The organism is Martinezella sp. CNPSo 3957 (assembly GCF_057784395.1).
This window is the reverse complement of record NZ_JBXSOU010000004.1, coordinates 478,206-499,250: the sequence shown is the minus strand read 5'-3', so window position 1 is coordinate 499,250 and position 21,045 is coordinate 478,206. Positions and strand designations below refer to the sequence as shown.

The 21,045-nt window shown below is 60.9% G+C and carries 21 protein-coding genes; 12 read left to right on the top strand and 9 right to left on the bottom strand.

What is annotated here, in order from left to right; genetic code table 11:
* The coding region (locus AC13QE_RS13730) for an SDR family NAD(P)-dependent oxidoreductase (protein ID WP_488484094.1) at positions 1-606 on the bottom strand (606 nt) is incomplete at its 3' end.
* Between the two features lie 139 nt (positions 607-745).
* Between AC13QE_RS13730 and AC13QE_RS13725 the strand changes: the two genes are divergently transcribed.
* Complete coding sequence (locus AC13QE_RS13725; RefSeq protein ID WP_488484093.1) at positions 746-1,324, top strand: TetR/AcrR family transcriptional regulator; 579 nt, start codon at positions 746-748, stop codon at positions 1,322-1,324.
* A 232-nt stretch (positions 1,325-1,556) separates the two neighbouring features.
* On the opposite strand, the gene AC13QE_RS13720 is transcribed toward AC13QE_RS13725, so the two are convergent.
* Complete coding sequence (locus tag AC13QE_RS13720; RefSeq protein ID WP_488484092.1) at positions 1,557-2,207, bottom strand: TetR/AcrR family transcriptional regulator; 651 nt, start codon at positions 2,205-2,207, stop codon at positions 1,557-1,559.
* Between the two features lie 193 nt (positions 2,208-2,400).
* On the opposite strand from AC13QE_RS13720, the gene AC13QE_RS13715 reads away from it, so the two are divergent.
* Positions 2,401-3,624, top strand: a complete 1,224-nt coding sequence (locus AC13QE_RS13715; protein WP_132719009.1) for a multidrug effflux MFS transporter — start codon at positions 2,401-2,403, stop codon at positions 3,622-3,624.
* A gap of 118 nt (positions 3,625-3,742) precedes the next feature.
* Here AC13QE_RS13715 and AC13QE_RS13710 read toward each other — a convergent pair whose 3' ends face one another.
* Positions 3,743-4,696, bottom strand: coding sequence for an aldo/keto reductase (locus tag AC13QE_RS13710; RefSeq protein ID WP_488484091.1), 954 nt, complete (start codon positions 4,694-4,696; stop codon positions 3,743-3,745).
* A 174-nt stretch (positions 4,697-4,870) separates the two neighbouring features.
* On the opposite strand from AC13QE_RS13710, the gene AC13QE_RS13705 reads away from it, so the two are divergent.
* Positions 4,871-5,770, top strand: a complete 900-nt coding sequence (locus AC13QE_RS13705) for an AraC family transcriptional regulator (protein WP_488484090.1) — start codon at positions 4,871-4,873, stop codon at positions 5,768-5,770.
* Between the two features lie 90 nt (positions 5,771-5,860).
* Here the strand turns inward: AC13QE_RS13705 and AC13QE_RS13700 are convergent, their stop codons facing one another.
* The 6 genes from AC13QE_RS13700 to AC13QE_RS13675 all read right to left on the bottom strand — a co-directional run bounded on the left by AC13QE_RS13700 (position 5,861) and on the right by AC13QE_RS13675 (position 12,327).
* Entirely contained in the window at positions 5,861-7,111 is a 1,251-nt protein-coding gene (locus tag AC13QE_RS13700; RefSeq protein ID WP_488484089.1) for an MGH1-like glycoside hydrolase domain-containing protein, read from the bottom strand.
* A 31-nt stretch (positions 7,112-7,142) separates the two neighbouring features.
* The gene (locus AC13QE_RS13695) at positions 7,143-8,201 is read right to left on the bottom strand and encodes an ABC transporter ATP-binding protein (protein WP_488484088.1); all 1,059 of its coding nucleotides are present in this window, start codon (positions 8,199-8,201) and stop codon (positions 7,143-7,145) included.
* 13 nt (positions 8,202-8,214) lie between these two features.
* A complete protein-coding gene (locus AC13QE_RS13690; protein WP_488484087.1) occupies positions 8,215-9,075 on the bottom strand; it encodes a carbohydrate ABC transporter permease in 861 nt (286 codons plus the stop codon).
* Positions 9,072-9,923, bottom strand: a complete 852-nt coding sequence (locus AC13QE_RS13685; RefSeq protein ID WP_488484086.1) for a carbohydrate ABC transporter permease — start codon at positions 9,921-9,923, stop codon at positions 9,072-9,074. Before AC13QE_RS13685 ends, AC13QE_RS13690 begins: the two co-directional genes overlap by 4 nt.
* Before the next feature lie 72 nt (positions 9,924-9,995).
* Positions 9,996-11,270: an ABC transporter substrate-binding protein gene (locus AC13QE_RS13680; RefSeq protein WP_488484085.1), complete on the bottom strand. Its 1,275-nt coding sequence runs from the start codon at positions 11,268-11,270 to the stop codon at positions 9,996-9,998.
* A gap of 46 nt (positions 11,271-11,316) precedes the next feature.
* On the bottom strand, positions 11,317-12,327 hold the full coding sequence (locus AC13QE_RS13675) for a LacI family DNA-binding transcriptional regulator (RefSeq protein WP_488484084.1): 1,011 nt from the start codon (positions 12,325-12,327) through the stop codon (positions 11,317-11,319).
* A gap of 288 nt (positions 12,328-12,615) precedes the next feature.
* Here AC13QE_RS13675 and AC13QE_RS13670 point away from each other — a divergent pair, with 288 nt between their 5' ends.
* The 9 genes from AC13QE_RS13670 (at position 12,616) to ehuA (ending at position 21,023) form a co-directional block, all read left to right on the top strand.
* Positions 12,616-13,179, top strand: a complete 564-nt coding sequence (locus AC13QE_RS13670; RefSeq protein ID WP_488484083.1) for a flavin reductase family protein — start codon at positions 12,616-12,618, stop codon at positions 13,177-13,179.
* Between the two features lie 469 nt (positions 13,180-13,648).
* Positions 13,649-14,635 carry a hydroxyectoine utilization dehydratase EutB gene (gene eutB, locus AC13QE_RS13665; protein ID WP_488484082.1) on the top strand — a complete coding sequence of 329 codons (987 nt, stop codon included), beginning with the start codon at positions 13,649-13,651 and terminating at the stop codon, positions 14,633-14,635.
* The gene (gene eutC / locus AC13QE_RS13660; RefSeq protein WP_488484081.1) at positions 14,632-15,648 is read left to right on the top strand and encodes an ectoine utilization protein EutC; all 1,017 of its coding nucleotides are present in this window, start codon (positions 14,632-14,634) and stop codon (positions 15,646-15,648) included. Before eutB ends, eutC begins: the two co-directional genes overlap by 4 nt.
* The gene (gene doeA / locus AC13QE_RS13655) at positions 15,645-16,823 is read left to right on the top strand and encodes an ectoine hydrolase DoeA (protein WP_488484080.1); all 1,179 of its coding nucleotides are present in this window, start codon (positions 15,645-15,647) and stop codon (positions 16,821-16,823) included. The genes eutC and doeA overlap by 4 nt, the downstream gene beginning before the upstream one ends.
* A 9-nt stretch (positions 16,824-16,832) precedes the next feature.
* Positions 16,833-17,852, top strand: coding sequence for a N(2)-acetyl-L-2,4-diaminobutanoate deacetylase DoeB (gene doeB, locus AC13QE_RS13650; protein WP_488484079.1), 1,020 nt, complete (start codon positions 16,833-16,835; stop codon positions 17,850-17,852).
* 104 nt (positions 17,853-17,956) lie between these two features.
* Positions 17,957-18,814: an ectoine/hydroxyectoine ABC transporter substrate-binding protein EhuB gene (ehuB, locus tag AC13QE_RS13645; protein ID WP_488484078.1), complete on the top strand. Its 858-nt coding sequence runs from the start codon at positions 17,957-17,959 to the stop codon at positions 18,812-18,814.
* Positions 18,815-18,907: 93 nt separating this feature from the next.
* Positions 18,908-19,573: an ectoine/hydroxyectoine ABC transporter permease subunit EhuC gene (ehuC, locus tag AC13QE_RS13640; RefSeq protein WP_488484077.1), complete on the top strand. Its 666-nt coding sequence runs from the start codon at positions 18,908-18,910 to the stop codon at positions 19,571-19,573.
* Positions 19,570-20,262, top strand: a complete 693-nt coding sequence (gene ehuD, locus AC13QE_RS13635; RefSeq protein WP_488484076.1) for an ectoine/hydroxyectoine ABC transporter permease subunit EhuD — start codon at positions 19,570-19,572, stop codon at positions 20,260-20,262. Before ehuC ends, ehuD begins: the two co-directional genes overlap by 4 nt.
* On the top strand, positions 20,259-21,023 hold the full coding sequence (ehuA, locus tag AC13QE_RS13630) for an ectoine/hydroxyectoine ABC transporter ATP-binding protein EhuA (RefSeq protein ID WP_488484075.1): 765 nt from the start codon (positions 20,259-20,261) through the stop codon (positions 21,021-21,023). The genes ehuD and ehuA overlap by 4 nt, the downstream gene beginning before the upstream one ends.
* Positions 21,024-21,045 lie beyond the last annotated feature (22 nt).

Below are 21,045 nucleotides of genomic sequence, written 5' to 3'. Positions count from 1 at the left end.
TGCGGCGAAGGCCTTCTGGCCCTCCTCTCCGAGCGCCTCTTTCGCAAGCTCGGTCGCCGTCGCCCCGGGCGACAGCACGTTGACCCGGATGCCCGTGCCCTTCAGGTCCTCGGCCCAGGTCCGCGCGAGATTGCGCACCGCTGCCTTGCTCGCGCTGTAGGCGCTGAATGCCGGGGCGCCCGTGGTGCCGGCGCTCGATCCGGTCAGGATGATCGAACCGCTGTCGCTCATCAGCGGTAGCGCCTTCTGGACCGTGAAGATCGTGCCTTTCACATTGGTGTCGAAAGTTTCGTTGATGTGCTTGGCGGTGATCTGGCCGAGAGGAAGCGGGCTGCCCGCCCCGGCATTGGCGAAGACGATGTCGAGGCTTCCGCGCTCGGCTTTCACTGCCGCGTAGAGCCGATCCAGATCGGCTTCATCGGAAACCGATCCCTTCACCGCGCGGGCGTTGGCTCCAAGCTCGGCCACAGCCGCATCGAGTGCTTCCTGCCGGCGGCCGAAAATGAACACGAAGGCACCTTCCTCGATGAAGCGCTTTGCTGCGGCAAGGCCGATGCCGGTCGCGCCGCCTGTGATCACGGCGGTCTTACCCTCAAGCTTTCCCATGACTTTTCCTTTGTCGCGTCGGAGAGCGCCTGTTGCCATCTGCGCAGACGGACGCTACCTCAGTGGATCATTGATCCGTTTCATAACCGGATCGCCGATCCACATATATGGATCACTGATCCATATAACAAGGTAGTCCATGCGAGCCGACGCAGAAAAAAATCGCAGTCAAATTCTCACCGTCGCACGTAACGTTGTCGCCGAGCATGGTGTGGACGCGTCGATGCGTGACATTGCCCGCCGGGCCGGCGTCGGGTTGGCTACGCTGCTCCGTCATTTCCCGACGCGAGAGGCGTTGTTCGAAGCGCTGCTGTGTACCCATCTGGATGCACTGACGCGGAGGGCAGCCGAACTCGAACGGTCGACTTCGGCCGACGAAGCGCTTCTCTCCTGGTTTCGAGAATTGGTGGAATTCACCCAAAGCTCTAGGGGCGTTGTCGCCATGATGGCGGCCGCCCACACGAACCCCGACTCCGCTCTTTATGCTTCGTGCGCAGCGGTGCACTCGGCAGGCGCGCGACTATTGCTCCGTGCTCAGGGCGAGGGAACAGCGCGCGCCGATATGAATGGGGACGACCTTTTCGCTCTGATAACGGCTCTCGGCTGGGCGGCCGATCAACCCTCATTCGCGCCACGGGCGGACCATCTTGTCAACCTTATTACAAGCGCCATCCTGACAAGTCGGCCTGGCGCTGATGGCAAGAAGGGAATGACTTAAATTAGATCGGTATCCGAGGGCAGCAATGCGTCCCCATTCGGTCGAAAAGCCCGCAGTGGCTCTTTTCCAAAAACCGACGCTGCCATGTTACCCGTCGACGGTATCAATGCGCCGATATTGAGGAAACTCGAGCGGAGGGCTTTTGCAACAACAGCGTCGCCGGTCTATTCCCTTCAAGAGCCTTCGAAAACTACTCGGCGTTAGTCACAGGGGCGGAGCCAACACCCGGTGCTTAGCGCTTGGCGAATGCGCGCAAAAAGGTCTTCGTTGCCTCTCTTGCCATGCGGTCGACTTCTTCCTCTGGAGTTTGACGGCCGATCTGTTGGTTGATCCGCAGATCTGTTGCGAGCAGCGCCATATACTGGCGCGCGGCAAGTGCCGGATCCTCTATGTCGAGATGACCAGCGAGCGCGAGCTGCGCCAGGCGAGCCGCGATGGCGGGGTATTTCTTGCCCGGTCCGTATTCCTTCCAGGTCTCGAACAGTTCGGGAAATCTGCCGCCCTCCGTCTCGATGAGCTTGCGTAGCCAGAGACCATTCGGATCGCAGACCGCCTTGCGCAGGAGCAGCGCCGAAAATTCAGTCAGTTCCTTTTCGAGATCGATAGGCGCAACGGGAAATGTGTCCAACACCCGAAAGAAGCCGGCACTCGACTTCTCGGTGATCTCCGCAACCACAACTTTGAACAGATTATCCTTATCGCCGAGTTGATTGTACACCGTCTGACGGGACACGCCGGCTCTTGCCGCGATAGCATCGATGCTCGCCGCCGCAAACCCCTCCTCGGCAAAAACGTCTGCGGCCGCGGTCAGGATTGCCTGACGTTTGCTGGTGGCGGGTGGACTCTCTGTCTCGGAAGAAACCGCTGCGGGCGAAGTTTTCATGACACCATCATATAGGACTTGACCAATTGGACAATACTGTCCAAAATATTTTACAGGAATGACGGGTCATGCGTTGGAACCATCTCCGTCTTTCCGCTGTCCCATCTATAATCGCCCACTCAATCCCCGTCACATGCTTTTTGTATGAGACTTTGTTTCGTCCGGGGAATGGTGTGCGGGAAAGGTTTCTTCCGTGCAGAGCAAGGATTCCGTTTCATCCCTCGGGGCCGGTGGCTCCCACCATGCCATCGTCCTTGGCATTCTTTCAGCCGTGGGTCTCTTTGCCCTCGACATGTATCTACCCGCGTTGCCGACGATCAGCCTGGATCTTCGCGCTGACACCCATGCAGTTCAGGCAAGCCTGATCTCTTTCTTCGCCGCCATGGCCGTGTCGCAGATTGTCTATGGTCCACTGTCGGACATGTTTGGCCGCAAGCGGCCTCTGTATGTCGGTCTGGTGCTCTATGTCATCGGCGCGATCGGTTGCGCGCTTTCGACCGATATTGGCTGGCTGGTCGCCTTCCGTTTCATTCAGGGTACAGGCGCCTGTGCCGGCGTCGTGATTGCTCGCGCCATCGTGCGCGACCTGCATACCGGGGCGGCAGCCGCGCAACTGATGTCGCGGCTTATGCTGGTCTTCAGTATCTCACCCATTCTGGCGCCACTCGCGGGCAGCATCGTGACAATGTTCGGGAACTGGCGACTGATCTTTTGGGTCATGGTCTTCGCCGGCGTTGTCGGCTTCGTCGCGGGCCGCTTTTTCCTTGAGGAAACCCGGCCGGTTGCGGCGCGCAGTGAAAGCAGCCTTGGCGGGGCATTGAAGGCCTACGGAACACTCCTTAAGGACCCGTACTATCTCGGTCTGGTGCTGATGGCCTCCTTCGGCATGTCGAGCTACATGATCTATGTCGCCAACTCCTCCTTCGTGCTCATCGGCCATTATGGGCTCTCTCCGAGCTTTTACAGCGTCGTGTTTTCGGTGAATGCCGTTGGCTTCATCGGCATGTCGCAGATGAACGGCTGGCTTGCCCGCCGGATCGGTTTGCGCAAGGTCATTCGCGGTGCGGTTTCGGGTTATGCGCTGACGATGTTGGCGCTGGCTGTCGTGATGGTCGGTGGAGTCGATCGCCTCGACATTATGGCGGCCTTCCTGTTTGCGGGCTACGCTTTCCTTGGAATGATCGTGCCGAATGCGGCGGTGCTGGCGCTTGAACACCATGGCCGCATCGCTGGCACGGCCTCGGCGATGATGGGGACGGTCCAGTTCATGACATCGGCGCTGGTGGTTGGCATCGGTGGTATGTTTATGGACGGTACGGCGAGACCGATGGTGGTCGTCATCGCTATCTGCTCGGCCATCGTGCTTCTCCTTTCGATCGCGGTGCTGAAGAGCAGGCATGTGGTGGCGGCTGAATAGATTTTGCTGCCACCGATTGCAGCGGCCTATATAGGCCGCTCGCGCCAAGGCTTCTTCAGCGCGAGCGAAGTGCACCTTCAGAACGGCTCCGAGATCTTAGGATAGCGGAGCTACGAGCTTACATCTCTTTTTCCCACCAGCCGCGGGTGTCCACGTCAGTGGCGCCTGCGAGAGCCTCCAGCTCTGCGATGTCGGCGTCGGTAAGGGTGATGCTGCCGGCTCGGACAAGACCATCGATATAATGGGGTTTGGTGACGCCGATGATCGGCGTCGTGCCCTTGGCGATGGCCCATGCCGTCGCGACATCGGGCGCTGCCGCACCCTGCTTCTCTCCGATCGATGCGAGCTTGTCCGTCAGCGCCTTTAACTGAGGCAGCATGCCATTGTAAGCCTCCGCCCGTCGGCTTCCTTTAGGCAGCTGGTTCTCCGGACTGTACTTGCCTGTCAGGGCGCCCTGCTCAAGCACCATGTAGGCGAAGAACGGGATACCTCGGTTGCGGCAGTAATCCAGAATGCCGGCTTGCTCGGAGCTGCGGTAGAGGAGACTGTAGTGATTCTGAATGGCATCGACCTGGAACCCGGCTTCCCCGAGGATCCGGTTGGCGAGCTCGATTTCGCTCAGGTTGTGATTCGAAACACCGACATGTTTGACCTTTCCACTCTTCAGCAACGGTATCAGGCGCGGAGTCCACCGCGCCACATCGGCTGGATTGTGAATCCAGTAGAGGTCGATGTAGTCGGTGCCGAGGCGCGCCAGGCTCTGTTCCAGCATGTCCGCCACCGGATCATCACTGGTCTCTGCCGCTTGCGGGGTGAACTTCGTGGAGAGCTGGTAGTCGCTGCGAGCGTAGCGCTCCAGTATCTTTCCGAGCGTGGTCTCTGAACGGCCCATGCCGTATACCATGGCAGTATCCCACAGGGTAAAGCCGGCCGCATGCGCCTTTTCCGCGACCTCTTCCAGGTCAGCCTGAGTGGGGCGGCTGCCGAAGTAGCCGTCGCCAGCCTCGCCGCTGTCGCCCCAGGCCCAGGTGCCTAGTGCGACCGCGGGGGTCTTCAGATTATCGATTGTCATGTTTGCTCCATACTTGTTCTGCGGCCAGGTTCGCTGTGACTCAGGCGCTGCAGACGCTATGATGGGTGGCGAAGCCGAACCGTTAGCCCGATGCGCCGCATTTACTGCCCAATCCTCCAGAAGCCGCGCCGATCCGCCTTGCTGCCCTCCCGCACGCGTGCGATGGTCCGCTTCATGGAAATACTGACCGAAATCTCTGCGATAATTGCTCGGCACGTCTCGAAGGATGGCTTCCACGCCACCTCACTCGAACGTGTGACGCTTGCTCGATCCTCCACAGTGACGATGCCGATGCCGAACGTATACCGGCCGCAACTATGCCTTGTCGCACAAGGGCAAAAGGAGGTTACGCTGGGCGAGCGCGTGTTCAGATATGCACCGGGCCGTTACGGGGTCGTGACCTACGACCTGCCGGTCACGGGCCAGGTGGTCGAGGCGACGCCTGACAAGCCCTATCTATGCCTGTACCTCGATTTCGATCCGGTCATGTTGGGACAGTTGGCGTTGCACGTGCCGCCGTCGCCGGGGGTGCCTTCTCGGCCCATAGGCAAGACAGTGTCTGACGCCGGCGCCAGTCTGCTCGATCCGGTGCTGCGCCTGTTGCTGCTGCTCGACGATCCGGCAGCGTTGCCGATACTCGGACCGCTTACTGAGCAGGAAATTCTCTATCGCCTGCTCGCCGGCCCGGACGGCGCGAGGATGCGCCAGATCACCTCCAGCCAGGGACGGGTGGCCCAAGTCGGCCGCGCCATTGCGTGGATCGGGCAGAACTTCCGGGAACCGTTCAGCATCGAGCGGCTTGCCGCGGAAGTTGGCATGAGCCCGTCGAGCCTGCACGAGCATTTTCGTGCCGTGACGGCGATGACGCCGTTGCAATTCCAGAAGCAGCTAAGGCTCCAGGACGCGCGCAGCCTGATGCTGGTCCAGGACATCGACGCTACGACCGCCGCCTTCCGCGTGGGTTACGAAAGCCCGTCGCAGTTCACTCGCGAATATCGCCGCCACTTTGGAGAACCGCCGGCGCGCGACATAGCCCGCTTGCGGGCTTCGCCAAGTCTGCCGGTGGTGGCTTGAGTTCCGCTTACCGGCGAGCGTCTCTGCTTCTACTACCTTGATTTGCTTGCACAATCTAAGATTTATGCGTCGCGTGACCGGCACCTAAATTTATGATGCGACGAGCCACATATAAGCTGCAGCCGTCCAGGAGAAGCCAAGGCCGCCGCAGCCTTCCCCGGTGACCGGGTCGAAATATTCGGCAAAACCTTCCGCCTCGATCGCCGAGATGGTCGACTTGCGCAGCTTCTCGGCATCGTCGACGCGGCCATTGCGCTTCAGGCCGTCGATCAGCAGCCAGTTGATGATCGCCCAGGCGGGGCCGCGCCAGTAGCGTTTCGGCTCCCAGCTGGCGGCGCCGGGCTTTACTGTCGGGAAGGCGACTTTCATCCCCTTGGACCATGCCTTCATTTCATCGACGAGAGCGCCGACGACCGCCTTGTCGAGATCGAGCGACAGAAGCGGGATGAAGCCTGCTTGTGTCGGTGCCTCGATATCCCTGCCCGAAACGAGATCGCGGGATACGAAACGCGATAGATCGGGTCGCCACTGGGCGAGGGTCGCGTTACGAGTTTTTTCATTGAGCGCGGCGATCTCGGATGCGTCTTTCATGCGGCCGAATTCGTGGGCGAGCGCTTGGAGGTCTTCGCCGGCCTTGAGCAGGATCGCGGTGGTCTGGATCTCGGCGACCTTGAAGGGGGCCTTCGCCCACTGTCTGGCCGGCTCCCAGTCGCAGGCGGCATACGTATCAACCAGGTGGATGAAGCGCTGATAGTCCTCGTTGCGGGGACGCATCAAAGCGTTCACGTGGCCGGTATCCTTGCGCACGACCGGCGTGTCGGTGGTGGTGGGGACGCGGGCGAGCGCGACGTCCCATGCGGGAGAATTGTCGCTGCCGCTTTCCCAGGGATGAAGCAGGGCAACGAGGCCGGTCCCTTCAGGGTCGCGAGCCGCATACCACCAGCGATGCCATTTCAGGGCCGCTTCATAGAGCGGCAGGGTGCGGGTCTTGTCGCCGGTGGCTTCGTGCAGCTTGCGGAGCGCGATGGCGAAAACGGGCGGCTGGGTGATGCCGGAGGTCGGGATCGTATGGCGGGTGCGCCAGACGTTCGGGCCCGGAAAATAGGTATCGCTCGGCTGGTGGAAGACGATATGCGGGATCATTCCGTCCGCCCACTGGCCCTCGACCAGCCGCTCCAGTTCGCGATAGGCGCGGTCCGTATCGTAGAGCGCGAAGCCCATAGCGACGAAGGCGGAATCCCAGTTCCACTGGAAGGGGTAGAGCCGGTCCGTCGGCACCGTATAGCCGCCGCGGTCGTTGGCGACGAGAATACGCTTGGCTTGATCGATGTGCCGGTTCATGTCGGTACTCCGGTATCGGGGAGGGACGCCCCTAGGCCGTTACGGCCGGAAAGGATTTGCCGCTTTCGGGGGAAAGCCAGGTGATGCGCTTGCGATCGAGCTTCAGGCCGATCGTATCGCCGCTCCCAACGGTTTCGGAGGCAGGCAGGATGACGCGCACGGGCTGATCGTGGATCGAGCCGGTCAGGAGCAGGTGCGAGCCCATCGGTTCGGCGACCCGCACTTTCATTTCGAGGCCCTCGGGCAGGCCCGCAAGCTCGACCGCCTCGCCGCGCAGGCCGAGGATGATCTCCCTGCCGGCTTCCTGCGGTGCGTTCAGTTGCTCGATACCGGCGGAGACCTGGCCGTTCAGGACGGGTACCTTGATGAAGTTCATCGGCGGATTGCCGATGAACCCGCCGACGAAGCGCGTTGCGGGATGATTGTAGACATCGACCGGCGAGCCAACCTGCTCGACGATCCCTCCATGCATGACGGCGATGCGGTCGGAAAGGCCCATCGCCTCCGTCTGGTCATGCGTGACGTAGATCGTCGTCGTGCCGGCCGATTGCAGCACCGTCTTGAGTTCGGTGCGCATTTCGAGGCGAAGCAGCGCATCGAGGTTGGAGAGCGGTTCGTCCATGAGGAGGACCTTGGGCTCGACGGCAAGCGCGCGGGCAACGGCGACGCGCTGGCGCTGGCCGCCCGAAAGCTTGTTCGGATAACGGTCGAGATACTGTTCGATATGCAGCAGGCCGGCGGCCTTTTCGACCTGCGCCTTGATGCGCGCCTCGTCTGCCTTCTGCATGCGCAGCCCGAAGGCAACGTTTTCGTAGACCGTCATATGCGGGAAGATCGCATAGTTTTGGAAGACCATCGCGAGCCCGCGATCCTTGGGAGCGAGCCCGAGGGCCGACTTGTCGCCGATGCGGACATCGCCGCCGGATGCGGTTTCGAGACCCGCGATGATACGCAGGAGCGTGGTCTTGCCGCAGCCGGACGGGCCGAGAAGCGAGACGAATTCACCGTCGTTGATCGTCAGCGAGACCTCTTTTAGGGCCTGGAATGCCCCGAAACTCTTGCCGACACGGTCGATGACAATATTGGCCATGGAATTGGTCCCGTTATTTGGAGGAGATGCCCCAGATCGCGAAAAGGTAGCGCCTGACCGCGAAGATGAAGACAACCGAGGGAAGGATGAGCATCAGGCCGCCGGCGAAGCGATAATGCATCGGGCTTTCGGAAAGCACCGTCAGCAGATAGGCCGTCAGTGTGCGGTTGCGCACCGTCAGCACCGAGGCGGCGAAGACTTCGTTCCACGAGATGACGAACGCAAAGACGGCCGTTGCGACGATGCCTGGCAAGGCGAGCGGCGCAACGACCTTGAAAAAGGCCTGGATGCGGGTGCAGCCGAAAACCCATGCGGCTTCTTCCAGCTCTTTCGGGACGCCGAGGAAAATGCCCTGGGTCACTAGAGCCGCGAAGGGGAGCGCCAGGACCGTATGGATCAGGCCGACGCCGACGATCGTATCGTAAAGGCCGAGCCGGATGAAGGAGACGGTGAGCGGCAGCGCTAGGATCGCCAACGGGAAGGCGCGCGTCAGCAGGACCAGCAGCCGGTAGCTGTCCTTGCCCGGAAAATTATAGCGGGCGAGTGCATAGCCCGCGGGCGCCCCGAGCAGGATGGAGAGGGCTACCGTGATGCCTGCGGCGCCCAGCGAATTGAGGAAGGAGCGGACGACCCCTTCCGTCTGCAGGAAGAGGATGAAGGGTTCGAGCGAGATGCCGGTCGGCAGGCCGGTCTTCGGCCAGATGTAGACGCCCTGTCGCCCGCCAAATGCGCCTAGCGCCACGAGATAGATCGGCACCAGAACCCAGGCGCAGAGCGCGGCGATACCGCTCCAGAGCAACCAGCGGCGCGATGAAACGAAGCTTGCGGGATTGGCGGTGGCGGCTGCTTCGGAACGGATGGCTTGCATGTTCATGGCAGGCGCTCCGGATCGACCTTGAAGGCCTTGAGATAGACGAGGGTTGCGGCGAGCGAGATGACCATGATCAGAACCGCATAGGCGGCCGCGACGCTGTAATTCTGGTTCTGGTTCTGCCAGTTGTAGGCTTCGCCCACGAGAACCGGAAAATTACGGCCGCCCAGTGCATAGACGACAGCGAAGACCTCGAAGGCGAGCACGGTGCGCAGGATAAGGGCCGATTGCAGCGCCGGACGGATCAACGGCAGGGTTATTTTCCTGAAGCGCGTCCAGGGACCGGCCCCGAAGATTTCGGCGGCTTCCTTGAACTCCTTCGGCACCTGGTTGAGGCCGGCGACGATGATGACCATGACGATCGCCGTGCCGCGCCAGATCTCCGCCACCGCGATGGCGATGAAAAGCGCAACCGGCGTCTGGTAGGAGAGCCAACTCGCCTGGCGGCTGATCACGCCGAGGCTGAAGAGCAGCGAGTTGAAATAACCGGTATTCTGAAGGATCGACAGCCAGACGAGGCCGGCGGCGAGATCGGAAATGCCGAGCGGGATCGTCCAAATCCACAGAATCGTCTCCCGCCCGCGACCGATCTTGGCGACCATCGTGCCCATGGTGAGCGCGATGGCGATCTGGACCGGTACGACCACGATCGTCAGCAGGAACGTGTTGCGCACCGATTGCATGAAATTGATGTCCGTCACCATGCGCTGCATGTTTGCAAGCGACGGCATGCCGTCATCCGAGACCGCCAGCCAGATCGTCTGCACCAGCGGCACGATGAAAAGCAGGCCGAGGAAAACGACGGATGGCAGGATCAGGAGATAGGGGATCCAGGGTCGGTTTTGGGTCATGGACTCCCGCCTCGAAAAGCAGGGTTGCGGAAAGAATGACCGGACATTCGCGCCCAGGCACTCCAGGGGGGATTATTGAACCGGACAGGCGCCATCACTCTTGGCATCCGGTGCCCAGCAGGGAGCCTTGGTATCGGTCATCAGCTTGGTCATGACGGCGCCCTGCTTGGCCAGCACGTCGCCGACGGGCTGGTTTTGCAGCACGATCAGCTGGAAGCTGTCCATATAGACCTTGTTGAACTCGCCGCCCTTGTCGCCGAGGCCGACTGGGAGAAGCGAGATCACTGCATCCTTGGCCGCCTGGGTCTTGGTGACGGCACCGGCGAGAAGTGCGACGCCCTTGTCGAGATCCGGCGGCAGCTGGACGTTCAGCGTCGGGAAGAAGCCGACCTTGGACGCGGTGAGCAGCTGGATCTTCTGGGTCGTCAGTGTTTCGATGATCTTCATCGCGCCCGCCGCATCCGGGGCACCCTTCGGGATCGAAAGGCCCGCGAGAACGGGCATGTATCCGCGGCCCTTGGGGCCGGCCGGAGACGGAAATACGACATAGTCGTCCGGCGAGGCGGAAATGGCATTTTTCAGTCGGGCGACATGATCCCAGGCGACCATGACTTCACCCGCGGCCAGCGGCTCCTGCATGAAGTCGTAATTGGTCGAGTTGGGGTTTACATAGGCCCAGAGGGCTTTGAGTTTCTCCCAGCCTGCCGCGGCATCGGCGTTCTTGAAGGTGCGCACTACGCCGCCGGTGAAGGACGGGTAGAAATAACCCTGGAAGTAACGTGCCATCAGGCCCTTGGGACCCGCCGGGAAGCCGATCTGCGGCTGGCCCGTCGCCTGCTGCATGTTCTTGCCCCACTCGATCAGCTGATCGTAGGTGATGGCGTTGATATCGGCGCCCTTCGGCAGGTATTGCAGGGCTTCCTTCTTGGCGGCCATGACATAGGTTGCCTGCATCCACGGAATGTATTGCTGGGTGGATTTGCCGAGCTTGCCGAGGTCGAGAAGCGATTGCGGCATGCCGCCGGCAGCGAGCTTCTTAGCGAGATCATCAAGCGGTTCGAGCTGATCCTTGTCGGCAAGTGGCGAAAGCTCACCATGCAGCGCGCCGATCAGGCTGACGGTGTGCTTGCCGGCCTTGGTCTCTGCTTCCATGCGCACGGCGAACTGCGGCGGTTCTTCGACTACATAATCCACCTTGCCGGCATCCTTCAGCAGGTCCTGCCGCACGACGGTCGCCTCTTCGATCGGGCGAAGCTGGGTGGATACGAAAACCGTCTGGGCAAGCACCGGCGAAGCGAAGGCCAGCACGGTGGAAGCCAGAATTCCGAATGACGTGATGCGTTTCATATTCTCTCCTCCTTCATTGTTTTTATCTGTGATGCACTGTGTCGGATCATGCCGCCTTCATCGGACGGCGATGGCTGTCGCGATCGATGAATTCGATCGCGTGAAGCTCCTGCAGTTCCTCCGCAGGCTCGCCGGCGATTGCCCGCAACAGCAGCGAGGCGAAGCTCGCGCCGAGGTTTTCGCCGGTCATGCGCATGGTCGAGAGGGAAGGGCTGGTGAAAGCGCCCGTCGGCAGGTCGTCGTGACCGACAATGCTGATCGCGTCGCCGCCGTCGATCTCGCGTAGCGCTCTGAGCGCTCCGATCGCCATTTCGTCCGTGGAGCAGACGAGCGCGGTGGGACGCGAAGGCTGCCGGAGCAATTCCAGTGCGGCGAGATAACCGCCCTGTTCCGTGGGCGCGCCTTCGGCGCAGAGATCCGCATCCAGACCTGCCTCGTCCATCGCGGCCTTCCAGCCCGTGCAGCGCACATGCGCGAAGTAATAGTCCTGCGGCCCGGCAATATGGCCGATGCGGCGGTGGCCGGCGGCTTGAAAACGGATCGTTGCCGCGTGGAACCCGGCAAAACCGTCGCCGTCGATAAAGGGATGCGGGACGAGGCTTTCGGTGCGTCCGTTGGTGACGAAGGGAATGCCGCGCGACTGGAGAAATTCGACGCGTTCGTCCTGCCGCCTGGTGCGCACAAGAAGCATGGCATCGACGCGGCGGCCATCAACGAAACGACGGCAGATGTCGAGCTCGCTTTCACCGCGTGGCACAGGCGCGATGACCAGATTGAGGCCGGCACTCGCAAGATGCTCGGCACAGCTGGAGAGCATGTCGAGGAAATGCGGCGGACCGATATGGCCGGGGTCGCTCGGCAGCGTGATGGCAACCAGTTCCGCACGTTGTTTTCTGAGCCTGCGCGCCGATGCGTTCGGGCGGTAGCCCACCATGTCTGCAGCCTCTCTCACCCGCTTCCGGGTTGCTGCAGAGACATCGTCGTAACCGTCGAGTGCGCGGGAAACCGTGGTAATCGACAGTCCGAGTGACTGCGCGAGCTGCTTGAGATTTGCCAAGATCGTCCTCCCGAATGGCACAAAGGATTCTCCAAAACGTTTTGGGAGTCAAGCCAAAACGTTTTGGGTATCTTTCATGCACGGTCGCCACGATCATTCGTTATCATTACCGCCCGGACGTAATGCCGTTATCGGCTCTGCTAGGCCATAGACTCATAAACTCTGGCACTAGATGCTTGCCGCGAGGAGTTTGAGGCCTGCGAGATAGTTTTCCGGGCGCTTGTCGGCTTCATCGTCAACTTTCGTCGAGAAATTAGTGCTAGTTGCTGGCGTAGAATGATGCCTCCGTTGGCCACGCATTATCAGGATGTTCCGATCACGATCTCAACGAGATTGGGCTGGCCCGATGAGGGTGACCGCATCAATGCAGCACCGTTCAGCTTCTTCAACTGCCTGTCTGCCGACCCGCCAATTCTTGCTCTTGGCGTCGAGACCAATCCCGACATGTCGTTTAAGGACACCAGCCACGATATCCGCATGACCGAAGTCTTCACGGTCAATATCGTGTCCTTCGCCATCGCCGAGGCGACGCATCAATGTGCTGCGAAATATCCGCGCGGGGTCGACGAACTGAAGGAAGCCGGGCTGACGGCCATGCCGGGAACGAAGATCGCCGCTCCCTACATCAAGGAAGCCCCGGCGGCTTTCGAATGCCGCCGCCACATCACGCTTGAACTCGGAAAGTCGCGTCAGATCATCATGGGCGAAATCCTGTTTGCGCATTATCAGGATGGCGTTGTCGATGATGACCTTCATGTGGATCCGGCCGGCATCGACGCGATCGCCCAGCTCGGTGGCGACACCTGCTGCACGATCCGGGATTGGTTCGAGATGTTGACGCCGAGGTCGTGATCCTGCCGCTCGAACCAGACGGAGATCCTAACGTCTTTTCGGCTTCGGGCTCTCTGGTGTTAGTGGCAAGGCGATAAGGACTGAAGAGGAGGCCTGATGTTCCGAGGTCTCTCTCACGAATGAAATTCGCGAGCCAGCGCCAACCAGGCTGATGCGGCGAGTGACATGTAGCCTCCGCGTAGCCATGCCAGTCAACCCAAGTTCGCGCCTTGCTTAGATAAATCTGTGACAGCGGGAAATGGCGCCGCCGGCCCCCAAAATGGAATGACACCGTAGCGTCTTCCTGACAGTTTCAGGGTTCGGCGCGCGCTTAATAGCGGTAAGGATATCTATAATTGTAATGGAACAATATACAGATTGACATGATCCATTGTCTCTTTCACGCTGATGTCATGAACATCAAGCGCAAGAAAGGAATGGAAATCATGATGGCGCCGGCTGGGGCATCGGCAAGGCACTGGTGCGCGTCATGGCAATGATGGTGGCCATGCCGGACGTAGAGGCAGCGCGGCGGCGCATTGCGCCATATGTGTTGCATACGCCGTTGCGGCTCTCGCAAGCTCTCTCTCTACGACTGAACGTTCCGGTCCATCTGAAGCTCGAAAATCATCAACAAACGGGCAGTTTCAAGCTGCGCGGTGCGACCAACGCGCTTCTTGGGCTAACCGAGGAGGCTCGCGCCCGCGGCCTGGTGACGGCCTCCACCGGCAATCACGGCCGGGCCGTAGCCCATGCCGCTAAATCTATGGGTGCCCGCGCGACCGTATGCCTTTCCGCACTTGTTCCCGCCAACAAAGTCGAAGCTATCCGAAGCCTTGGAGCGGATGTGCGCATTGTCGGATATTCACAGGATGATGCCATGCAAGAGGTCGAGCGTCTGACCAACGCAGAGGGAATGTGTTTCGTGCCGCCCTTCGATGACGCCGCCGTCATTGCTGGCCAAGGTACGGTGGGGCTCGAGGTCGCCGACGATCTGCCTGAGACGACGCTTGTTCTCGTACCACTGTCGGGAGGCGGGCTGGCCTCGGGTGTCGCAGCCGCGATCAAGGGGCGCCTGGCGGGCGCCAAGGTCGTCGGCGTGTCCATGGAACAGGGGGCTGCGATGGCGGCGAGCCTTGCGGCAGGGCGGCCGATCGATGTGCAAGAGGTCGAGACCCTGGCGGATTCGCTGGGCGGCGGTATCGGGCTCAACAACCGGCTGACTTTTCCGATGTGCCGTTCGCTTCTCGATGATGTGATCCTCCTCAGTGAGGAAGAGATCGCCGCCGGCATTCGCCACGCTGCCTTGATTGAGGGATTGACCGTCGAAGGGGCGGGCGCTGTCGGGATAGCGGCCCTGCTCGCCGGCAAGATCAAGCCCCATGGTCCGACGGTTGTTATCGTGTCCGGAGGCAATATCGATCCGGCGACCCATCGGGCAATCGTCAGTGGTCTCGATGGGGGAGTGGCGCCATGACCCGTGTGCTGATCCTGACGGAAACAGATCTTCGCAAGATTGTTCAGCTCGATAGCGATGCCGTCAATTGCGTTGAGCAGGCTTTTGCGGCACTGGCGACAAAGGCCGTGGAAATGCCGCCGATCATGCGGCTCGATATTCCCGCCCATCGTGGCGAGGTCGATGTGAAGACGGCCTATGTTCCCGATCTCGATGGTTTCGCGATCAAGGTCAGCCCCGGCTTTTTCGATAATCCATCACTTGGGTTGCCAAGCACCAACGGGCTGATGATGCTCCTGTCGGCGCGCACCGGTCTGGTCGAGGCGCTCCTGCTCGATAACGGCTATTTGACGGACGTGCGTACCGCCGCTGCGGGTGCCGTGGCAGCACGGCATCTAGCCCGTCCTGACGCACGGATTGCCGCAATTTTCGGAGCCGGCATGCAGGCCCGCCTGCAATTGCTTGCGCTCACGCTGGTTCGGCCGATCGAGGCGGCACGGATTTGGGCGCGCGATCTGGTGAAGGCCGAAAGGCTCGCTCGGAAATTGACGGCAGAACTCGGCTTTCCCGTTACGGCGGAGGTGGATGCCGAAGAGGCCTGCCGTGGCGCTGACATCATCGTCACCACCACGCCCTCCGATAAGCCGATCCTCAAAGCCGCCTGGCTGCAGCCGGGTCAGCACGTCACCGCAATGGGTTCCGACGCCGAACACAAGAACGAAATCGATCCAGCCGCCATTCTGAAAGTCTCCCTTTATGTAGCCGACAGCCTGAAGCAAACGCGGCGGCTGGGCGAACTTCATCATGCGATCGCCGCTGGGCTTGTGAGCGAGATCAACGATTTTCCCGAACTCGGGGCCATCGTCTCGGGTCAGATTACCGGCCGCCGGTCGCGCGAGGCGATCACGCTTTGCGATCTCACCGGGACCGGCGTCCAGGATACCGCCATTGCCACGCTTGCCCATCGCCGCGCCGTCTCGGCGGGCGTGGGCCAAGCAATCGAAACGACCAAAGCATCAGGAGATCAAGCGTGAGCGAACCGACCCTCAATTTCACCCGCGCCGAATATGCCGCGCGGCTCGAAAAGACGCGCCGCGCCATGGAAAAAGCCGGTGTCGATCTCGTCATCGTGACGGATCCGTCGAATATGCACTGGCTTACGGGTTATGACGGCTGGTCCTTTTACGTGCATCAATGCGTCCTGGTGCCAGGCTCCGGCGAGCCGATCTGGTACGGCCGCGGCCAGGATGCCAATGGCGCCAAGCGCACGGCCTATCTCGCCCATGACAATATCATCGGCTATCCGGATCACTACGTGCAGTCCAATGAGCGCCATCCGATGGACCTGCTCTCGAAGATTATCGAGGAGCGCGGCTGGGCCAATGCCTCGATCGCCGTCGAGATGGATAATTACTGGTTCACAGCCGCAGCCTACGCTTCGCTCGTCAAGCATCTGCCGAATGCTCGTTTCACGGATGCGAGAGGGCTCGTCAATTGGCAGCGCGCGGTCAAAAGCCCGACCGAGCTCGACTATATGCGCAAGGCAGGTCGTATCGTCGAAGCCATGCACCAGCGGATCGTCGAGAAAGTCGAGCCGGGCATTCGCAAATCCGATCTGGTCGCCGAAATCTACGATGCCGGCATTCGTGGCGTCGATGGCTTTGGTGGAGACTATGCCGCGATCGTTCCTCTGCTGCCGTCGGGCGCCGATGCCTCCGCCCCGCATCTGACCTGGGACGACAAGCCGATGAAAAGCGGCGAGGGTACCTTCTTCGAGATCGCCGGCTGCTATCGCCGCTATCATTGCCCGCTGTCGCGTACCGTCTTTCTCGGCAAGCCGACGCAGGCCTTTCTCGACGCGGAGAAGGCGACGCTCGAGGGCATGGAGGCCGGCCTTGCCGCCGCCAAGCCGGGTAACGTCTGCGAGAATATCGCCAACGCCTTTTTTGCGGTTCTGAAGAAATACGGGATCGTCAAGGACAACCGCACGGGCTACCCGATCGGCCTTTCCTATCCGCCGGATTGGGGTGAGCGGACCATGAGCCTGCGCCCCGGCGATCGCACCGAATTGTTACCGGGCATGACCTTCCATTTCATGACCGGGCTCTGGCTGGAGGACATGGGCATGGAAATCACCGAAAGCATCGTCATCACCGAGAGCGGCGTCGAGTGCCTCTCGAACGTTCCCCGGCGGCTTGTCGTGAAGTGATCGCGTGAGATGAACAGCATGAGCATATCCAAACGTCCATCGCCGATCACGCCGACAGTCGATTTCGATCGCGACGGCATCCAGCACGGGCATCTGCGCCTTCCCTGGTCGCGCGACGATTCTGCCTGGGGTTCGATCATGATCCCAATCTGCGTCATCAAGAACGGCGAGGGACCGACGGCGCTTTTGACCGGGGCCAATCATGGCGATGAATATGAGGGGCCTGTTGCCCTCTTCGATCTCGCCCGCACGCTGAAGCCGGAGGAGATCAAGGGGCGGATCATCATCGTTCCCGCGATGAATTACCCTGCTTTCCGAGCGGCTACTCGTACCTCGCCGATCGACAAGGGCAACCTCAACCGAAGTTTCCCCGGCCGGCCTGATGGCAGCGTAACCGAGAAGATTGCCGACTATTTTACCCGTTACCTGCTGCCGCTTGCCGATATCGTGCTCGATTTTCATTCGGGCGGCCGTACGCTTGATTTCCTGCCCTATGCCGCGGCCCACGAGTTGCCGGACAAGGGGCAGGAAAAGGCCTGCTTCGAGGGCGTTGCCGCGTTCTCCGCCCCCTATTCCATGCGGATGATCGAGATCGATGCCGTCGGCATGTACGACACAACGGCCGAGGAAATGGGCAAGGTCTTTGTGACCACGGAGCTTTCGGGCGGTGGAACCATATCGGCGCGTACGGCTTCCATTGCCAAGCGCGGCGTTCTGAATGTGCTGAAGCACGCGGGCATCGTTGCAGGCGCCCCGGAGGTCGAAGCGACGCAATGGCTTGATATGCCGTCCTCCGATTGCTTCGTCTTCGCCGAGGCTGAGGGGCTTTTCGAGCCGCTGAAGGATCTTGGCGACACGATTATCCGGGGCGAGATCATCGCCCGCATCCATCCGATCGGCCGCACCGGATCCGAGCCCTTTGATTATCGGGCGGCGCTGGACGGTGTTCTCGCCGCACGTCATTTCCCCGGGCTCATCAAGACCGGGGATTGCCTGGCCGTCGTCGCAACTTTGACGGAGGCGCCTTGAATTCCCGTGCCGTGACAGAGCGGCACGGGTCACCACCCCGTTATGGGCAAAGATCCGGAAAACCGGACAGCCGATGACGAATTTCAACCACAGAGGAGTGAACCATGAGATCGAATTTCTACCGCAGCCTCGCCGCCATGGGCCTGACCATTGGTCTCGCCGTTTCAGCCCATGCGGCCAGCCTCGAGCAGATCAAGAAGGATGGCTACATCCGCGGCGCCAGCGCCAACGAGGTTCCCTATAGCTATATGGACGAGAGCGGTGCCGCCAAGGGCATTGGCCCAGATGTTGCCGCTGCCGTTCTGAAGTCGATGGGCGTCAAGGAAGTCGACTGGACCGTGACGCCTTTCGGCTCGCTGATCCCCGGCCTGAAGGCCAAGCGCTTCGACTTCGTTGCCGCCGAGCAGAACATCCTGCCCGAACGCTGCAAGCAGGTTCAGTTCACGACGCCGAACTCCAGCTATGGCGAGGGACTATTGGTGCCGAAGGGCAATCCGAAGAAGCTGCATTCCTATGAGGATATCAAGAAGGATCCCTCGCTCAAGGTCGCGATCGTATCGGGTGCCGATCAACTGGACTTCTTCCATGGTCTCGGCATTCCGGAGTCCCAGATCGTCATGATCCAGGCGAATGCGGATGCGCTGTCGACAATCCAGACCGGCCGCGCCGACGCTTATGCGGCAACCGAGTTGACCGTCGCCAAGCTCGTTCAGGGCAGCACGAATGTCGAGCACGCGGAGCCGTTTACCGATCCGGTCATCAACGGAAAGTCGGTCAGAAGCTATGGCGGCTTTGATTTCCGGCCCGAGGACAAGGAGCTCTACAAGGCTTTCAATATCGCTCTCGAGGCCTTCAAGAAGACCGACGACTACAAGAAGATCCTCATGTCCTATGGTCTGAGCGCCGAAAGCGTCGAGGCCGCACGGACGAAGAGCACCGAAGACCTGTGCGCGGGCAAGTGAGCCTAGTGATAATCGGGAACGATCTGGCGGTGGTCTGCGGACAATCGCCAGGTCGCTCGGCCCCTCCCATCCTGAAACGGAGGTGACCTAAGAATGAGTTGGACACATTATCTGCCCGCATTGCTGAAGGGCGCTGAGGTGACGGCGCTCATCGCCATCGCCTCTATGTTTCTTGGGGCGATCTTCGCCTTTGCGGCCGGCCTTGCACGCTTTGCCGGAGGGCGATTACTCTCCGGAATCGCGATCGTCTATATCGAGATCTTTCGCGGCACGTCGCTTCTGGTGCAGCTCTTCTGGCTCTATTACGCGCTGCCGCTGATCGGGATCTCCTTCGATCCCATCACCACGGGCATTGCCGGCCTGGCGCTCAACATCGGCGCCTATGGCGCAGAGGTGGTGCGCGGCGCGCTGCAGGCGGTTCCCGACACGCAGCATGAGGCGGCTCTCGCCCTGAATTTCAAGCAGGGCCAGGCGCTCTTCCATATCGTCCTGCCGCAGGCCGTTGTCGAAATGATGCCGGCTTTCGGCAATCTTGCCGTCCAGAACCTGAAGGATACGGCACTGGTCTCATTGATCTCGATCAGTGATCTGACCTTCCAGGCGCAGCAATTGCGCAACATCACACTCGACAGCGTGACGATCTACTCGCTGACGCTGATTGGTTATTTCATCATGGCGCTCATTCTGGTTGCCTTCATGCGCTGGCTGGAGATGATCCTTCGTCGTGGCGTCGCTTTCCCAGGGAGGGCGCCGGCATGATGTATGGTTTCACCTGGGATACGACGACGACGCTGTCCTTCGCACTGTCGATCCTGCCGATCCTCGGCATCGGCCTGATCGTCACGCTGGAGGCGGCAGCCGCCGGCTTTGCGATCGCGCTCGTTCTCGGCCTGGTCTTCGCCTTGCTCAGGCGCAGCCGCTTTGTCGCGATCTCCTGGCCGACGGCCTTCGTCATTGAGTTCCTGCGCGATACGCCGCTGCTCGTCCAGCTCTTCTTCCTCTATTACGTGCTGCCGATCTACGGCATCGTCCTGCCTGCCTTCCTGACCGGCGCGCTGGCGCTGGGGCTGCAGTATTCGGCCTATACGTCGGAGGTCTATCGCGGCGGCTTGGATGCCGTGCCGCTCGGGCAATGGGAAGCCGCGACCGCGCTCAATCTCAGCCGTGGCCGCGCCTATTGGGATATCATCATCCCGCAGGCTATTCCTCGCATCGTTCCGGCCATGGGCAATTATCTCGTCTCCATGCTGAAGGAAACGCCGGTGCTTTCGGTCGTCACGGTGGTGGACATGCTCAATCTCGCCAATCTCATCGGGGATCGGACGTTCGAGTATCTGGTGCCGCTTTCCCTTGTCGGCCTGATCTTTCTCATCCTCACGCTCGTCTGCTCGGCGGCCATTCATTGGCTCGAAAAGGCGTTGCCGAAAAACGGAATCGCTCTCAAATGACGCAACCATTGATCCGCTTTCAAGATGTGACCAAGCGCTACGGCCACCTGACCGTCCTCGACAATTTCTGCTTCGACGTCACGCCCGGCGAGAAGGTGACGCTGATCGGCCCTTCCGGCTCCGGAAAATCGACGGTCCTGCGTATCCTGATGACGCTCGAGCCTTTCCAGGAGGGAACTCTGCATCTGGCCGGCATGTCCTATCATCAGGACAACGGCCGTGGTCGTTTCCTCGCCAGCGAGGCGCATCTGCGCCAGATCCGCACGCATGTCGGCATGGTCTTCCAGAGCTTCAATCTGTTTCCACACATGACCGTGCTGCGCAACGTCGTCGAAGCGCCGACACGCGTGCTCGGGCTTGGCCGGGCGGAGGCCGAGTGCCGCGCCGTCGAGCTTTTGCGCATGGTCGGACTTTCGGAGAAGAAGGATCACTATCCGAGCCAGCTTTCCGGCGGCCAGCAGCAGCGCGTGGCGATCGCCCGCGCGCTTGCCATGCGACCACGCGTGCTGCTGTTTGACGAGCCGACATCGGCGCTCGATCCGCAGCTTGTCGGCGAGGTGCTCGGCGTCATCCGCGATCTCGCCCATGAGCACGATCTGACCATGCTGCTGGTTACGCACGAAATGCGCTTTGCCCGCGAAGTCTCCGACCGGGTCTGCTTCTTCGATAAGGGCCGTATCTGCGAGCAAGGCAAGCCGGAAGAGATCTTCAGCGCGCCAAAGGAAGACCGCACCAAGGAGTTTCTGCACTCCATTCTTTGATCGGGTGCAGCGATTGAAATCG

Coding starts and splice junctions, on each gene's coding strand:
- AC13QE_RS13680 (WP_488484085.1), bottom strand. CDS start 11,270: ATGAAACGCATCACGTCATTCGGAATTCTGGCTTCCACCGTGCTGGCC.
- AC13QE_RS13725 (WP_488484093.1), top strand. CDS start 746: ATGCGAGCCGACGCAGAAAAAAATCGCAGTCAAATTCTCACCGTCGCA.
- AC13QE_RS13720 (WP_488484092.1), bottom strand. CDS start 2,207: ATGAAAACTTCGCCCGCAGCGGTTTCTTCCGAGACAGAGAGTCCACCC.
- AC13QE_RS13705 (WP_488484090.1), top strand. CDS start 4,871: ATGGAAATACTGACCGAAATCTCTGCGATAATTGCTCGGCACGTCTCG.
- AC13QE_RS13690 (WP_488484087.1), bottom strand. CDS start 9,075: ATGAACATGCAAGCCATCCGTTCCGAAGCAGCCGCCACCGCCAATCCC.
- doeB (WP_488484079.1), top strand. CDS start 16,833: ATGAACAGCATGAGCATATCCAAACGTCCATCGCCGATCACGCCGACA.
- AC13QE_RS13710 (WP_488484091.1), bottom strand. CDS start 4,696: ATGACAATCGATAATCTGAAGACCCCCGCGGTCGCACTAGGCACCTGG.
- eutB (WP_488484082.1), top strand. CDS start 13,649: ATGGCAATGATGGTGGCCATGCCGGACGTAGAGGCAGCGCGGCGGCGC.
- AC13QE_RS13700 (WP_488484089.1), bottom strand. CDS start 7,111: ATGAACCGGCACATCGATCAAGCCAAGCGTATTCTCGTCGCCAACGAC.
- ehuD (WP_488484076.1), top strand. CDS start 19,570: ATGATGTATGGTTTCACCTGGGATACGACGACGACGCTGTCCTTCGCA.
- ehuA (WP_488484075.1), top strand. CDS start 20,259: ATGACGCAACCATTGATCCGCTTTCAAGATGTGACCAAGCGCTACGGC.
- AC13QE_RS13685 (WP_488484086.1), bottom strand. CDS start 9,923: ATGACCCAAAACCGACCCTGGATCCCCTATCTCCTGATCCTGCCATCC.
- ehuC (WP_488484077.1), top strand. CDS start 18,908: ATGAGTTGGACACATTATCTGCCCGCATTGCTGAAGGGCGCTGAGGTG.
- eutC (WP_488484081.1), top strand. CDS start 14,632: ATGACCCGTGTGCTGATCCTGACGGAAACAGATCTTCGCAAGATTGTT.
- ehuB (WP_488484078.1), top strand. CDS start 17,957: ATGAGATCGAATTTCTACCGCAGCCTCGCCGCCATGGGCCTGACCATT.
- AC13QE_RS13695 (WP_488484088.1), bottom strand. CDS start 8,201: ATGGCCAATATTGTCATCGACCGTGTCGGCAAGAGTTTCGGGGCATTC.